The organism is Bacillus sp. FSL K6-6540, from assembly GCF_038007545.1.
On sequence record NZ_JBBOXH010000001.1, the window covers coordinates 6,539,925 to 6,555,000 of the forward strand.

General features: G+C 51.6%; 13 protein-coding genes, 1 tRNA gene and 2 rRNA genes. All 16 read right to left on the reverse strand.

Annotation, left to right across the window (positions count from 1 at the left end; translation table 11 throughout):
- Positions 1–9: 9 nt before the first annotated feature.
- The 16 genes from MHH82_RS29610 to MHH82_RS29685 all read right to left on the reverse strand — a co-directional run bounded on the left by MHH82_RS29610 (position 10) and on the right by MHH82_RS29685 (position 15,051).
- Complete coding sequence (locus tag MHH82_RS29610) at positions 10–1,074, reverse strand: protein arginine kinase (RefSeq protein ID WP_009594672.1); 1,065 nt, start codon at positions 1,072–1,074, stop codon at positions 10–12.
- Between the two features lie 38 nt (positions 1,075–1,112).
- Positions 1,113–1,637: a hypothetical protein gene (locus MHH82_RS29615; RefSeq protein ID WP_009594667.1), complete on the reverse strand. Its 525-nt coding sequence runs from the start codon at positions 1,635–1,637 to the stop codon at positions 1,113–1,115.
- A 24-nt stretch (positions 1,638–1,661) separates the two neighbouring features.
- Positions 1,662–2,123, reverse strand: coding sequence for a CtsR family transcriptional regulator (locus tag MHH82_RS29620; protein WP_009594675.1), 462 nt, complete (start codon positions 2,121–2,123; stop codon positions 1,662–1,664).
- 347 nt (positions 2,124–2,470) lie between these two features.
- A complete protein-coding gene (locus MHH82_RS29625; protein ID WP_015737639.1) occupies positions 2,471–3,187 on the reverse strand; it encodes a GntR family transcriptional regulator in 717 nt (238 codons plus the stop codon).
- A gap of 8 nt (positions 3,188–3,195) precedes the next feature.
- Entirely contained in the window at positions 3,196–4,212 is a 1,017-nt protein-coding gene (locus tag MHH82_RS29630) for a sugar kinase (protein ID WP_340969102.1), read from the reverse strand.
- Positions 4,205–4,960: a 2-dehydro-3-deoxy-phosphogluconate aldolase gene (gene dagF, locus MHH82_RS29635; protein WP_340969104.1), complete on the reverse strand. Its 756-nt coding sequence runs from the start codon at positions 4,958–4,960 to the stop codon at positions 4,205–4,207. Before dagF ends, MHH82_RS29630 begins: the two co-directional genes overlap by 8 nt.
- Before the next feature lies 1 nt (position 4,961).
- Positions 4,962–6,065: a DgaE family pyridoxal phosphate-dependent ammonia lyase gene (locus MHH82_RS29640; protein WP_015737642.1), complete on the reverse strand. Its 1,104-nt coding sequence runs from the start codon at positions 6,063–6,065 to the stop codon at positions 4,962–4,964.
- Positions 6,043–7,146, reverse strand: a complete 1,104-nt coding sequence (locus MHH82_RS29645; RefSeq protein ID WP_186326561.1) for an amidohydrolase/deacetylase family metallohydrolase — start codon at positions 7,144–7,146, stop codon at positions 6,043–6,045. The genes MHH82_RS29640 and MHH82_RS29645 overlap by 23 nt, the downstream gene beginning before the upstream one ends.
- 336 nt (positions 7,147–7,482) lie before the next feature.
- The gene (locus MHH82_RS29650; protein WP_340969106.1) at positions 7,483–8,229 is read right to left on the reverse strand and encodes a hypothetical protein; all 747 of its coding nucleotides are present in this window, start codon (positions 8,227–8,229) and stop codon (positions 7,483–7,485) included.
- Complete coding sequence (locus MHH82_RS29655) at positions 8,226–8,930, reverse strand: ABC transporter ATP-binding protein (RefSeq protein WP_340969107.1); 705 nt, start codon at positions 8,928–8,930, stop codon at positions 8,226–8,228. Before MHH82_RS29655 ends, MHH82_RS29650 begins: the two co-directional genes overlap by 4 nt.
- A gap of 22 nt (positions 8,931–8,952) precedes the next feature.
- Entirely contained in the window at positions 8,953–9,318 is a 366-nt protein-coding gene (locus MHH82_RS29660) for a GntR family transcriptional regulator (protein ID WP_009594678.1), read from the reverse strand.
- Positions 9,319–9,363: 45 nt separating this feature from the next.
- On the reverse strand, positions 9,364–10,122 hold the full coding sequence (locus MHH82_RS29665) for an ABC transporter permease (RefSeq protein ID WP_036662773.1): 759 nt from the start codon (positions 10,120–10,122) through the stop codon (positions 9,364–9,366).
- Positions 10,115–11,152: an ATP-binding cassette domain-containing protein gene (locus tag MHH82_RS29670; protein WP_340969110.1), complete on the reverse strand. Its 1,038-nt coding sequence runs from the start codon at positions 11,150–11,152 to the stop codon at positions 10,115–10,117. Before MHH82_RS29670 ends, MHH82_RS29665 begins: the two co-directional genes overlap by 8 nt.
- A gap of 395 nt (positions 11,153–11,547) precedes the next feature.
- A 5S ribosomal RNA gene (gene rrf, locus MHH82_RS29675) occupies positions 11,548–11,664 on the reverse strand.
- A gap of 148 nt (positions 11,665–11,812) precedes the next feature.
- A 23S ribosomal RNA gene (locus MHH82_RS29680) occupies positions 11,813–14,741 on the reverse strand.
- A 234-nt stretch (positions 14,742–14,975) separates the two neighbouring features.
- Positions 14,976–15,051: transfer RNA gene (locus MHH82_RS29685), tRNA-Ala, on the reverse strand.
- Positions 15,052–15,076: the final 25 nt, after the last annotated feature.

The following is a 15,076-nucleotide window of genomic DNA, read 5'->3' on the forward strand; positions in this document are numbered from 1 at the left end:
AACAACTTCTTAACGGTTGCCCAATGTCTCCCGAATGAGCTTAGCCCTGTACATATCGCGTTCGGAAGGATTCATGCCCTCTCCATAGGTCTTCTGGAGAAATCCCGGCTGCGTCTTCACGTTCAGCTCGTTCATGACCGGAATTTCCGGCCCTTCCAGCAGGCCGAGATCCACGCCTAGCCGAACATCGGACAAGCGCTGAGCCGCTTCCTTGGAATCCATGACCGCTGCATAGGACAGGATGCCGTATGAACGCATGACCCGGTCCGTAATACGGAGCTTGGATTCACTGAGGAGCCGCGCCCTGGCATTCTTCTCATGCTCGATGATTTGCAGCGCTACGCTGTGCAGATTCTCGATGATCTCCGACTCGGTTTGCCCGAGCGTAATCTGATTCGAGATTTGAAACAGGTTGCCTAAAGCTTCGCTGCCCTCGCCGTAAATTCCTCTAACGGTCAAGCCTACCTGCGATACGGCCGAGAGAATCCGATTGATCTGCTGCGTCATGACGAGCGCGGGCAGATGCATCATGACCGAAGCGCGAAGGCCGGTGCCGACATTGGTCGGACAGCTCGTTAGGTAACCCCGTTTGTCATCAAAAGCATAATCGATCTCGGATTCGAAGATATCATCTAGCGCCGTCGCGCGGCTCCATGCCTCCCGAACCTGGAATCCGGGATACAGACACTGTATGCGCAGGTGATCCTCTTCGTTGATCATAATGCTGACGGATTCATCTTCGGTAAGGATGACGGCACCGTTCCGGGATTCATTAGCCAGATTGGGACTGATCAGATGCTTCTCGACGAGAACCTTCTTATCCAGCTCATCAATCTCACTTAATTTAATTACATGCAAATGCCCGAAATCCTGCAAATCCTCCTTATCCTTTAACACATGGGTCAGGCGCTCTAGCACTTCTCCCGACTGCTGATCCGTTGCAAGCAGCGGGAAAGGAAGATGCTGCAGGTTGCGCGCCACCCTCACGCGGGTGCTGATGACAATGTCGGAATCCTGACCGTTCCCGCGCATCCACTCGCTCAGCGCCGAATCGGTAAACCGGAGATTAGACATCACGCATTCCTCCTACTAAAGTGCAAAATGTAACGATCTTATCCCTGAGCAATGTTACGCTCCAGCTCACGGATTTGGTCCCGGATCTCGGCAGCCGCTTCAAATTCCTCCTGCAGGATCCTCATTTGAAGCTCCTTTTTAAGCTCATCGATCCGGCGTTTGATCTGAATCCGGCCGCCGGTACGCTTCGGCACTTTGCCCACATGGGAAGTTCCCCCATGGACTCGCTTGAACAACGGATCCAATCGATCCGAGAAATATTTATAACACGAGCTGCAGCCGAACCGGCCAAGCTTGCTGAACTGGGAATACGTCATGCCGCATTCCTCGCATTGCAGCGTCTGGGCCGTTTTCGCACCGGGGGTCTGGCCCTTGCCTGAAGGATCCAGATCCAGCAGGCCTGACAGCAAACTGTGTATAGAAAAACCATTCGACGTACCGGGGATCAATTCCCCTTTTTCGCGGGCACAAGTTTCACAAAAATGAAACTCCGTTTTCTCCCCGTTCACAATTTTGGTGAAATGAAGTGTCGCCGGCCGTTTACCGCATTCTTGGCATAACATACTCCGATGCCTCCTTACACAGACTCACTTACCTAATAAAGAAATAAGCATCGCCTTCATAATCCTTGCGCGCAGCTCATCCCGATAAGGAAGCTTCACATTCAGGCATTCCCTTGAAACGGCGGCCCGCATCAGGCTGGCCTCCCGCTTTGTCAAAAACCGGGATTCCTCCAGCTGGTAGATCAAGCCTTCCGCTACCGTCTGGTCAATCATGCTGCCGATGGTATGATGAAGGTGCTGCTGGAGTGCAGTATGCTGGGGAAGCTCGATACGCTGGATGCGTATGTATCCGCCTCCGCCGCGCTTGCTCTCGACAAGAAAGCCCTTCTCCAGCGTGAACCGAGTGCTGATCACGTAATTGATCTGGGAAGGAACGCAAGAAAATTGCTCCGCCAAATCGTTGCGTTGAATTTCGACGGTTCCTTCCGGACTTTCTTGCAAAATGCTCTTCAGGTATTGTTCGATAATATCAGAGATATTACGCATGGTCTGTTCATCCTCCACTGTTTGAAACGTTAAGACGGATAGTGATCTTACACGTCCGCACAGAGCCTTGCTTATACGTTGATTAACCATAATCAAAATCAGCGAACCCTCTCGTTGACTTTGACTTTCTTTGACTTTGATCTCATTATAGCACATTTTTTCATTTTGCCAAGAGGGTACTTCTCAAATGTTCGCGCTATGCATGTATTCTTATTGTACCCACTTCTTCGATCGCTTATAGCCCTTCTCCGAAGAACAATTCAACCGAAGGAATAAAAAAAGAAGCAGCCACCGTACCGGATTAAAACCAGTCTCTCTTGGCCACTTCTTCCTGTTGTTTCTGTATCTTAAGCATCATAACTGATCAAATAATGCTGCAACTCCGTATTGTAATACCCGATGCTGTATTCAATGATGCTGCCCGTCTGGTCGTAGGAGGATCTCAACCGCTTCAGTAACGGGGTCCCGGCGCTTACGCCCAGCAGTGAGGCAATCTCCTCATTAGCCACGGTCGCCAGGAAACGGTCCCGGAAATTCTCCAGCGTGATTTGACTCTCCTCGATACGTTCATACAAGGACGGCAGTTCGCTTGAATCGAACTCCTCCCCCATGTCCACCAGGGACGATACGTAATGGGTGTAGTAGATAAACGGGCTCCCGTCCAGCAAATACAGCCGCTCGATCAGCAGGCACCGCTCACCGAATTTCAGGAACAATTCGCTGTCCGGTTCATTGTGCACCCATTCCGTCTTCAGATGGCGCTTCCGGATCTGGTGGCCCTCTTCAACCAAAATCTCGGTAAACAGCTTCCCCTTGGACAGCTTGGAAAAGGACGTGTTCCGGGTCACGATCGTCCCCACACCGCTCCGCTTCTCAACATACCCTTCCTGGTACAATTCCTGGATCGCATTGCGAACCGTCATTTTGCTGACGTTAAATTCCTGTTCCAGCTGCGGCTCGGAAGGAATATGGGAACCAAGTGGATATACCCCATGCAGAATCCGATCTTTAATGATCTTCTTGATTTGCAAGTATAATGGACCGTTCTTCCGCGTGATCGACATGCTTCCTCCTACCTTTCCACGTCAGACATATGATGACTCATCGCCTGAAGCACTTCGCGTTCGTTTGCCGTCGGCGTATCTCCCGTCACGGTATGGGCAAGCATCGCCGCCGCTGCGGCAAAATCAACCGTCCGGCCCGGCTCATATCCCTCCGAGATCCCATGAATCACACCGCTGGCATAGGCATCGCCCGCCCCGATGCGGTCATGGACGGAGAACGTCAACGTTTGGGAAAAATGAAACGCTCCATCCGTGTAAAGATAGCCTTGCAGGGAATGGGTATTGTCCCCGTTGATCTTGCGGTGGGTACCCGACGCAACCGTAATATTATACTTCGCCGCCACCTTCGGAATCAACTCCTGCAGCTGTTCGTGCTGATCCTCCCGGGTTGTTTCCATGCCAAGGATATGGATGGCATCCTTCTCGTTCATGAAGACGATATCCGCCAAAGACAGCATTTCCTCGTAGTGCGGCTTGGCAAAATCGTAGCGGTCCGCTCCCCATAAGGAAGGACGGTAGTTGCAGTCGAACACAACCGTTCCGCCGCTTTGCTTGACCTTGCGAGCCAAGACCTTCATCTGGCCCCGCACGGTGTCGTTCATGGAAAGGGTGATGCCGCAAAAATGGATCATGTCGATCTTTTCGGCAATCGCATCGAAATCGTACATGGCATCCTCCGCCGTATTAAAGCTGCTGCCCAGGCGATCCGTATAGGTCACACGACCGGGTCTGACGCCAAACCCATTCTCCAGGAAGTACATGCCGACATATTTGCCCCCGCGGCTAATGAGCGAAGTGCCGATCCCAAGCTTGCGCAGATATGAGACCGCCGCTTCGCCAAGCGGGTTGTCGGGAAGCGTGCTGACGAGGTACCCGGCATGTCCGAACCTTGCCACGGCCGACGCGATGTTGACGCCCGTCCCGGAAAAGGAATAGTTCAGGTGGCTCTCTTGTGCCAAGGAAGCGTACCCCGGTACTTGAAGACGCATCATCACTTCGCCAAATGCAGCGATCGTCTTAGGCATATTGATCAACCAGCGCTTTTAACTTAAGGTGCAGCTCTTGCACGTCGCTAATGATCGTATCCCCGCTGGCCGAGTCGATGATCGAGGAGTATACGTGAGGGATGACCTGCTGTACTCCTGCCTCGAACGCAATGCGCACGATGGCTTCAAAATTCTCTTTATCGATCCCGCCCGTCGGCTCTAACGCGAATCCTTCCTCCGCGCATGCCTTCGCTACCGCACGATACTCCTCTTCCAGCTTCAAGCCCTGCATCGGGAAATACTTCAGTGCGTTGCCGCCCATATCGCGTACAAGCGCGATTGCCGATTTTACGGGGACGACGGCTTTGTCCGATCCGGCAGCGCTCACCGGTCCCGTAGATATGTTTACGTAGCCCACTTGTCCCGAAGGGGACACGAGGCTGTTGATCCAGCTTTCTTCGACGCCCAGGTTGGCACGGGTTGCACCGACCGCCGGAAACACCTGATTGATGTGCGTGCCCGGGTAGCTCTTCACGATCTCCGCGACCACTGCCGCTTGACGGTTATCGCCGGCGCCCAAGCCGATGGATACCGCATCCTCGATGACGGCCCCGTACTCCTTCATCGCAATGACGGCTTCCAGCGCATTCGGGTAATTTTTCGACAATACGCCGACCAGCACATGCCCTTCCGAAGCTTCGAATATTTCCTTCGCATTCTGAATGCTGCCTGCAAGAACGTTTAATGCCGCGCGGTTTCTGTAGAGACGTTTCTCCATGTTTGCCATCTTAGTTTCCCCCTGCAATCTGCTGTATTCTCGTTATAATGACTTGCAAATCATCGCCGGAAAGCGAGCGAGGATCGATATCAAAATACCCCTGGCGTACGCCGTAATCCCGGGTATACACCGCAATGTCGCCTTCGCGCAACTGATCGTTCATGGATTTGGCGCTTACCCCGGCCGCCTCCTCATTGACCTTCACGCGTCCCCGGAAGATCGCTCTTCCCGCTTCGTCCTGCACGATCGTAACCTCAATGCCCGGCAATTTCGATAAGGACTTCATTTCCTCGAGTGCCGCCTTCTCCAACTCACTCTTATCTTCCTTCACCATATACTCATCCAGCGCCTGAAGCAATCCAAACGTCGTTTCCTTGCCGACCTTCATGCTCCGCCCAATGCCATGCAGCTGCGCCTTCACCCACTCCACGTATTGGCGCTTGCCGCCTACTATACCGGAGGTCGGACCCTCGATTGCCTTAGAACCGCTGTAAATAGCCAGATCTCCGTACTTCACATACTTCTGGATATCCTCCTCGGCAGCGGCATCCACGATCAGCGGTATTCCATGTGCCTGGGCCACTTCTGCCGCTTCTTCCACCGAAATCATGTTTTTCTGCACGCAGTGATGGGATTTCACGTATAAAATGGCAGCGGTCCGTTCATTTATCGCCTCTGCGATATGCTCCTTACGCCCTTCGTTGGCGTACCCTACCTCTACGACCTTGCCGCCTCCGAGATACACCATCGTTTCGACGGGAGCTCCATACTGCACATTATGCCCCTTGAACATGATGATTTCGTTCTTCGCAATCGGCTCCTGATGCAGTCGGTCACTGCGTCTGCGATTGCCCTCGGTGACGATTCCAGCTACGGATAGAGCGATGCCGCTGGAAGCGGAGTTGACAACAACCGCCGCTTCGGAACCGAGAATGCGCGCCATGTAATCGCCTGCTTTATCTACCAGATCCGCGATTTCCACGTAACTCTGCCCACCGATCCGCATGGCTTCCATGACGGTATCCGTCGGTGCCGACACGCCAAGAATGCTCATGCGCCCGCTGGCGTTCACCACGCGTTTCAACCCGTATTTAGCATGTAATGAATGATCCATTGACTACCACTCCTTTGGCTTCGATATATCGGTCAGCGATTCGGGTCTCCCCTTCGGAATCGGTCAAACTCATCGGTCCCTGCCGCACCGCGAACAGGGTAAGGTGGGCAGCGTCGCCGACTTGAATTCGGCCCAGCTCCGGACGGCCCAGCCATGCGGCTGCATGGTCCGTTACCGCAGCGACCACTTCCTGCAAGCCGTATCCTAGATACAGAAACTTACTCATGACATTGGCCAGGCTGTACACCGGACCATGGATGCGATTGCCGCGATAAATATCGGTGCTGATCGTATCCGGCTTAATCCCTTGTGCTTTTGCATACTCCGCCACCAGGAACGAGAAGCTCGCCGTACCATGGCCGACATCCAGATGAACGCCGCGGGCAATCGCTTCGGTCAGGGCAGGAATCGGCTTCCCGTCCGAATCGAATAAATTGTTGGCCTTCCCGTTCAAATAATGAGTGATTATGTCGTCCTTCTGAAGCAGCTCCAGCACTTCCTCAATCGGAGGAGGTCCTGATCCGATATGAACCATCAGCGGCAGGGACGTTTTCCCGGACAGTTTCCTTGCGAGTCGAAGCGGCTCTACGCCATTGTCCTTCACTACGCTTTTGCTGATTCTTGCCTTGAGCCCGATGATCAGGTCAGGATACGTCAAGACCGCTTTTGCTGCCTTCTCGGGATCGATCCATTCCAAACTGGAAAGCTCGTCGATCCGCTGAAGTCCAATATGGGAAATATTCAAAAAAGCAAACACGTTTGTCTTGGCCTTGGCAACCTCGGCTGCCAATTCTCCAATCGTATCCGAGCCGCAGCTTCCTGCATCGATAATCGTGGCGACGCCTTGCTGAACGCCGATCTCGTCGATGGCATCGCCGTAGGGCTCCAGCTTGGCGACCGCATGGACGTGCATATCGATCCAACCGCTGGACACATATAATCCCGTACCGTCAAAACCGTTGTCACCCGATGCCGTATTCGCATCCGTTATTTCGGTAATGAACCCGTTCTCCATGACAATGTCAAAAGGCTTCTCATTATGCACCGTCTGTACGTTGCGCAAAACAAAACGCTGTTCCAATATCTTCATCGTTTCACCCCTTCAGCCTTGCCGGACCAGCCTTATATCTTCTTCGTGCCACAGATTTGCATTGCTTTGTCTAAATACTATGGTTATAGCATAGCACAGAAAGCACTGAACGTGAATATAACGTTATAATGTTTAAATCATATTTCAAATTTTATCCGCTATCTCTTGCCTATAAATCGGAGTCCTTGAATGGTTGCGCCATAATGCTAAGGTTCTAGTTCTGTGTTCCTAGCGGGAGTTCCTTCTCGCTTCATACCAAAAAAAACTGCCTTGGATAGGCAGTTTCTTTGGTCCGTTTATCGTATTAAATCCTCATATTCCTTGATGTTAAACCTCAACCTTCCGATCAACGAGATACACCGTGGCATAGAGGATCAAGGCCGCCACAATGACCTCAAAAACAAATGCCCCCCAAGCTAACGTATACTGTGCGGCAGATACGGTAAAATCCGCCTCATTCTCGAAGGAAATGGTCGCCATCGGTCCGACCCATGCTGCTTCTTCTCCGAAGAACAGCTGGCTGATCCAGGACAGGACATTATGCAATACAAAGAACACCAGAATGCCGATCCATACGCTGCCTTTCTTCGTGATACTGTTGGCCACGGCAATGGCAAAAAATATCGTAATCATCAGGAAGATGAATTTCCATGCCGTCAGCAGGGCGAGGCCAACATAATACATAACAGGATAATCGGAAAAACGGATCATCTCCCATGGGATGCCGGCAGCGTTCCAATAGTACCACAAATGCAGCGCCATCAGTAGACACAGCGCCAGTAAACTCGCGCACGCCAGAATGAGGGAGGAAACCACGCTCCAGACGGAACGGACGGGGAGCAGACGCCGGTGATATGCCTTGATGTTATAGTCGAAGGTCTTGCTGGCAACAACCAGCAGCAAGACGCTCACCGAGCCATAGGCCAGCATGCTTAAACCCAAACTCAATCCTAGCTCCCAATCCCTTATCGAACCTGTCACCGTGATCGCGATCTGCACGATAAGAAGAATCGCAAAAGCGCCGAGCAGCGTGGTCGAGTTTCTCTTCCAGTCGTATTTCAGCAGTCTCATCATTCCGCATACACCTCTTTAAACATCTCATCCACGCTTTTTCCGTGTTTTAGGCGGATATTCTCCACTTCATCATGCATGGCAACCTCGCCGTTGCGAATGAAGATCACTTCATCAAATATCCGTTCGATGTCCCGGACCAGATGGGTCGAAACCATGATGCTGCTGTCCTCGTTGTAGAATTCAACGATGGCATCCAGAATTTTTCCTCGGGCTACGGGATCCACCCCGCCGATGGGTTCATCCAGCATATACAGCTTCGCTTCGCGGGACAATGCGAGCGTTAACTGCAGGCGCTCATTCATCCCTTTGGACAGGGAGCTAATGCGATCATTGGTCTTTAAATTCATGAAGTCCAGCATTCTGTTTGCCTTCTCTACATTAAAATCCTCATAAAAATCCTTGAAGTACGCCACCGCATCCGAGACCTTCATCCAGGATTCCGTCATTGGCCGGTCCGGCATGAAGGACACGCTGGCTTTGGTCTCCAGCCCCACGGGTTTGCCGTTCACGTAAACGGCACCTGCCGTGGGCTGGATCAAACCGGCTGCAATCTTCATGAGCGTGCTCTTGCCGCTGCCGTTGGTACCCAGCAAGCCGATGATTTTGCCTCCGCTGATATCCAGATTGACATCATGCAGCGCTCTGCGTTTACCGGCATACGTTTTGGTCACGCTTCGTACCTTTAACAGATTTTCCACCATGGTCTCACCTCCGTTTTTGGGATCATGGCTGCTTCACAGCATCTTCCACGATCGTAATGATATCCTGATCTTTAAAGCCGAGCTCCTGCATGCCACGTATAAACCGTTCCAGCAGATCGCCGGCCATTTCTTTTTTGATTTCCATGATTTTCGATTCCTCGCTTGTTACGTATCGGCCCAATCCCCGCCGCGTCTCCACAATACCCTCACGCTCCAATTCCTGAAAAGTTCGCTGCACCGTGTTTGGATTTATTTGAAGCTCACTCGCTAATTCTCGAACCGATGGGATTTTATCACCGGGCAGAAGTTTGCCGATGATGATTTCTTTCTTCAGATACGTCATGATCTGTAAATAGATCGGCAGATTATTGTCAAATTCGATACTCACTGTCGGGTTGCTCCTTTCCGCCGCTCTACCTCGAACTCAGGCTCCTTATGCGACATCCCGTTTTTTAAACGTAACAAAGCCTGTCGCAAGAAACAAGAGGAGATATACAGCGAGCACAATAATTGAGAACGTTAAGCTCATGCCTGGTACCGGGGAGCTTGCGCCTCCGCTGTACAGGGAAAGATCCACGTTCAGGAACAGCAGGTACTTGGACCAGGAATAACGTGCAAGCAGTTGGACCACCATGCTTTCCATAATGACCATGAACATGCCGATACCGATTGCAGGACCGGTGGATCTCGTTAGGATGCCTACCATAAAGGTTAGCGTTACATAAACGATCGTATACACCAAGTTGTTCACCGCTCCAATGAGCACATCGCCAAGCGTAACGGAGCCGACATCCATGCCGAACGTAATTTGACCTGTCAGCACGGCTACAGCAAACATGAAGGCCACCAGTGTTAAGATGTAGATCAATACGGCCACATATTTCGATGCCAAAATTTTGGTGCGGCTCTGTGCACGTATAAGCAGCAATTTGATGGTTCCCATGCTGTGTTCCTTCGCTACAGCTCCTGCCGTAACAACAATGGCAAGCAGGGTCAGCACTTGCCCCATTCCCTTGGTGGTTACAGCTATCTGGGCAAATTCATAGCCGGTGCTGCCGCCATCGGAAAATTTATAGAGCAAGAACGCCGTGAAGATTACCATTCCGGCCAAAAGCACATATGGCAAGAAGAAGCTGCGTTTCTTAAACATTTTGAGCCATTCGTTCCAGACGAGATTTCCAAAGCTACGCAATGCGGTTGCCTCCTGTCCATTTCAAGAATTCTTCTTCAAGCGACGACTTCATCTCTTCCACCCGGTAAATCCGTACGCGTGCATCGCACAGTGACTGGATCAGCGTAGGTATATCCTCTTCGTGAAGTTGAAGGGTGATCATCCCCTCCTCCTCTGAGGAGTTGATTAGAATGATGTCTTTGAGATGTTGAACCGTTTGTTCCGCCATGGCTGTATCATTTACGCGGAGACTTACCGTCGTTAACTCTTCATTCACGACCGTCCCCCCGATTGAGCGCTCAGTGACGAACTTGCCTTCCTGGATGACAACCACGCGGCTGCACATCAGCTCCATCTCCGACAGCAGATGGCTGGATACGAGAATGGCAATCCCCTCATCTCTGGCGATTTGTTTCAAATAATCCCGCATCTCGCGAATACCGGCAGGATCCAGGCCGTTAGTTGGCTCGTCAAGAATGAGGATGGATGGATTATGCAGCAAGGCCTGCGCTATTCCAAGCCGTTGGCGCATTCCCAGGGAGTAAGCCCGCACCTTCTTGTGGATGGCATCCTGGAGCCCAACAAGCTTAACAACCTCCATGATTCTTGTGATCGTCACTCCCTCGGACATTCTCTGATACTGTCTCAAGTTGTCATAACCGCTCATGTACGGGTAAAATTCCGGATTTTCGATGATGCCCCCGATATGACGAACGGCTTGAACGAAGTCCTTCTTGATGCTGTGCCCCTTTACCAGTACATCGCCTTGGCTCATATCGATCAACCCTACAATCATTCGAATGGTTGTTGTTTTGCCCGCGCCGTTCGGTCCAAGCAAACCGACGATTTCACCGCGATGGATGTCAAAGGATAGCTTGTCGACGATGTTCTTCTTTCCAATCGTCTTGGTGACCTGATTGACGGTAAGGACGACGGGCCCTTTCTTGACATCTTTCCTATTGGTGGAGGCCGATCCACTGATTCCATCAACCCATTCCCCTGAGGCGTTCTCTATATTCGTTGTCATTTTATTTGAATCGTTTCCGCTCATGTATTAGTTCCACTCCTTCTTGTATCGGTGTCATAGTAAAATAGTACACTAGTGGTTTGGTTCTGTAAAGCCTAATTTTTCAGTGTGGAAATTTGGAGTTCACATACAGTTTGAGATATACGTGAGGTATGGCAGGAGGTACAGTATTGTGGTACTAAAGATCAGCAGCTCTATCCAGAAAGTTCCAGCACAAACTTGTGCGATCAGGGAACTGCACCCTGTTATGGTGATATGAGGCAATTGCGAAAATGCGAGAGGATGAATCTTGGCGAACAAAAAAAGACGACCCTGAAGGATCGTCTTTTAGGACAGTATAGAAAACGGAGTTCACCGATACGGTTTCCTATAGGAAAAGACCGCTATCGATCACTCGATAACGGTCTTTATGGTTGTTCGCTTGGCGACGTCCTACTCTCCCGGGACCCTTCGGTCCAAGTACCATCGGCGCTGGAAGGCTTAACGGTCGTGTTCGGTATGGGAACGCGTGGAACCCTTCCGCCATCGCCACCAAACGGTTCAGATGCTTGATCACCTGAAAACTAGATACGAAACGATTTGCAGCACATTAGAATCCGTAGCATTCACCCGATGTGGTATCGGGGTCCCCGAAAAGTATTCGGCATCCGCTTCAAAGCTTTGCTTCACTTTTTGGGGTGTTTTTTGGATAAGCCCTCGACCGATTAGTATTGGTCAGCTCCATGCATTGCTGCACTTCCACCTCCAACCTATCTACCTCGTCGTCTTCAAGGGGTCTTACTAATTGGGAAATCTCATCTTGAGGGGGGCTTCACGCTTAGATGCTTTCAGCGCTTATCCCGTCCGTACGTAGCTACCCAGCCATGCTCCTGGCGGAACAACTGGTGCACCAGCGGTACGTCCATCCCGGTCCTCTCGTACTAAGGACAGCTCCTCTCAAATTTCCTACGCCCACGACAGATAGGGACCGAACTGTCTCACGACGTTCTGAACCCAGCTCGCGTACCGCTTTAATGGGCGAACAGCCCAACCCTTGGGACCTACTTCAGCCCCAGGATGCGATGAGCCGACATCGAGGTGCCAAACCTCCCCGTCGATGTGGACTCTTGGGGGAGATAAGCCTGTTATCCCCAGGGTAGCTTTTATCCGTTGAGCGATGGCCCTTCCATGCGGTACCACCGGATCACTAAGCCCGACTTTCGTCCCTGCTCGACTTGTAGGTCTCGCAGTCAAGCTCCCTTATGCCTTTGCACTCTTCGAATGATTTCCAACCATTCTGAGGGAACCTTGGGGCGCCTCCGTTACTCTTTAGGAGGCGACCGCCCCAGTCAAACTGCCCGCCTGACACTGTCCCCGTACCGGATCACGGTACCAGGTTAGAACCTAGATACGATCAGGGTGGTATCCCAACGTCGCCTCCACACAAGCTGGCGCTCATGCTTCTTAGGCTCCCACCTATCCTGTACAGATCGTACCCAAATCCAATATCAAGCTGCAGTAAAGCTCCATGGGGTCTTTCCGTCTTGTCGCGGGTAACCTGCATCTTCACAGGTATTAAAATTTCACCGGATCTCTCGTTGAGACAGCGCCCAAGTCGTTACGCCATTCGTGCGGGTCAGAATTTACCTGACAAGGAATTTCGCTACCTTAGGACCGTTATAGTTACGGCCGCCGTTTACTGGGGCTTCGGTTCACAGCTTCGGGTTTAACCCCTAACCGCTCCCCTTAACCTTCCAGCACCGGGCAGGCGTCAGCCCGTATACTTCGCCTTACGGCTTCGCACAGACCTGTGTTTTTGCTAAACAGTCGCTTGGGCCTTTTCACTGCGGCCCCCTCGGGCTATTCACCCTACCGAGGCACCCCTTCTCCCGAAGTTACGGGGTCATTTTGCCGAGTTCCTTAACGAGAGTTCTTCCGCGCGCCTTAGAATTCTCTTCTCGCCTACCTGTGTCGGTTTGCGGTACGGGCACCTTCACCTGACTAGAGGCTTTTCTTGGCAGTGTGAGATCATGACCTTCGCTACTGTAATTTTCACTCCCCATCACAGCCCAGCCTTACGATGTGCGGATTTGCCTACACATCAGCCTCACTGCTTGGACGGACATCCATCAGTCCGCGTCACTACCCTCCTGCGTCACCCCATCGTTCATAACGGTTTACGGTGGTACAGGAATTTCAACCTGTTGTCCTTCGATTACGCCTTTCGGCCTCACCTTAGGTCCCGACTTACCCTGAGCGGACGAGCCTTCCTCAGGAAACCTTGGGCTTTCGGCGGATCAGATTCTCACTGATCTTTTCGTTACTCATACCGGCATTCTCACTTGTATGCTGTCCAGCGCTCCTTACGGTACACCTTCAACCTACATACAACGCTCCCCTACCCCTGATGCAAAGCATCAAGCCATAGCTTCGGTGGTGTGTTTAGCCCCGTTACATTTTCGGCGCAGAGTCACTCGACCAGTGAGCTATTACGCACTCTTTAAATGGTGGCTGCTTCTAAGCCAACATCCTGGTTGTCTGTGCAACTCCACATCCTTTCCCACTTAACACACACTTGGGGACCTTAGCTGATGGTCTGGGCTGTTTCCCTTTTGACAATGGATCTTAGCACTCACTGTCTGACTCCCGGATATAAGTCTATGGCATTCGGAGTTTGACTGAGCTTGGTAACCCTTGCGGGCCCCGCACCCAATCAGTGCTCTACCTCCACGACTCTTCATTCCGAGGCTAGCCCTAAAGCTATTTCGGGGAGAACCAGCTATCTCCGAGTTCGATTGGAATTTCTCCGCTACCCCCACCTCATCCCCGCATTTTTCAACATACGTGGGTTCGGGCCTCCAGTGCGTGTTACCGCACCTTCACCCTGGACAGGGGTAGATCACACGGTTTCGGGTCTACGCCCACATACTAATATCGCCCTATTCAGACTCGCTTTCGCTGCGGCTACGGCTTCTCGCCTTAACCTTGCATGGGAACGTAACTCGCCGGTTCATTCTACAAAAGGCACGCCATCACCCATAGATCGGGCTCTGACTTCTTGTAAGCACACGGTTTCAGGTTCTATTTCACTCCCCTTCCGGGGTGCTTTTCACCTTTCCCTCACGGTACTGCTTCACTATCGGTCGCTAGGGAGTATTTAGCCTTAGCAGATGGTCCTGCTGGATTCATACGGGGTTTCACGTGCCCCGCACTACTCGGGATCCGTCTCGGAGGGAATATACTTTCGGCTACAGGGCTTTTACCTCTTATAGCGGGCCTTTCCAGACCTCTTCGCCTAATATGTTCCTTTGTAACTCCATGTGAGACGTCCCACAACCCCAGAGAGCAAGCTCTCTGGTTTAGGCTGTTCCGCGTTCGCTCGCCGCTACTGACGGAATCACTCTTGTTTTCTCTTCCTCCAGGTACTTAGATGTTTCAGTTCCCTGGGTATGCCTCCTCGCATCCTATGTATTCAGATACGGGTAACTGACTATTACATCAGCTGGGTTTCCCCATTCGGACATCCCCGGATCGAAGCTTGCTTACAGCTCCCCGAGGCAGTATCGTTGTTCGCCACGTCCTTCTTCGGCTCCTAGCGCCTAGGCATCCTCCGTGTGCTCTTAGTAGCTTAACCAACTGCTCCGGTTATTGTGCTCATCGCTCTGTTGTCCGCTTGTTTCCTGATCTATTAAACGAGTCAATAGGTAGAAACAAACTTCCAAAGGATCGATGATCCCAAAACCTTCGCGCTACTTTTTATTAAACTTGTTGACACAAGTTCAGCTAAAAGGATATTTCTAATTGCGCAAATTCGTTTCGTTATCTAGTTTTCAAGGATCAATTGTCTAACTTATAGATGAAATTGATTTGGTGGAGCCAAGGGGGATCGAACCCCTGACCTCCTGCGTGCAAGGCAGGCGCTCTCCCAGCTGAGCTATAGCCCCTCAAATTCCATCAAAACTGAACAAA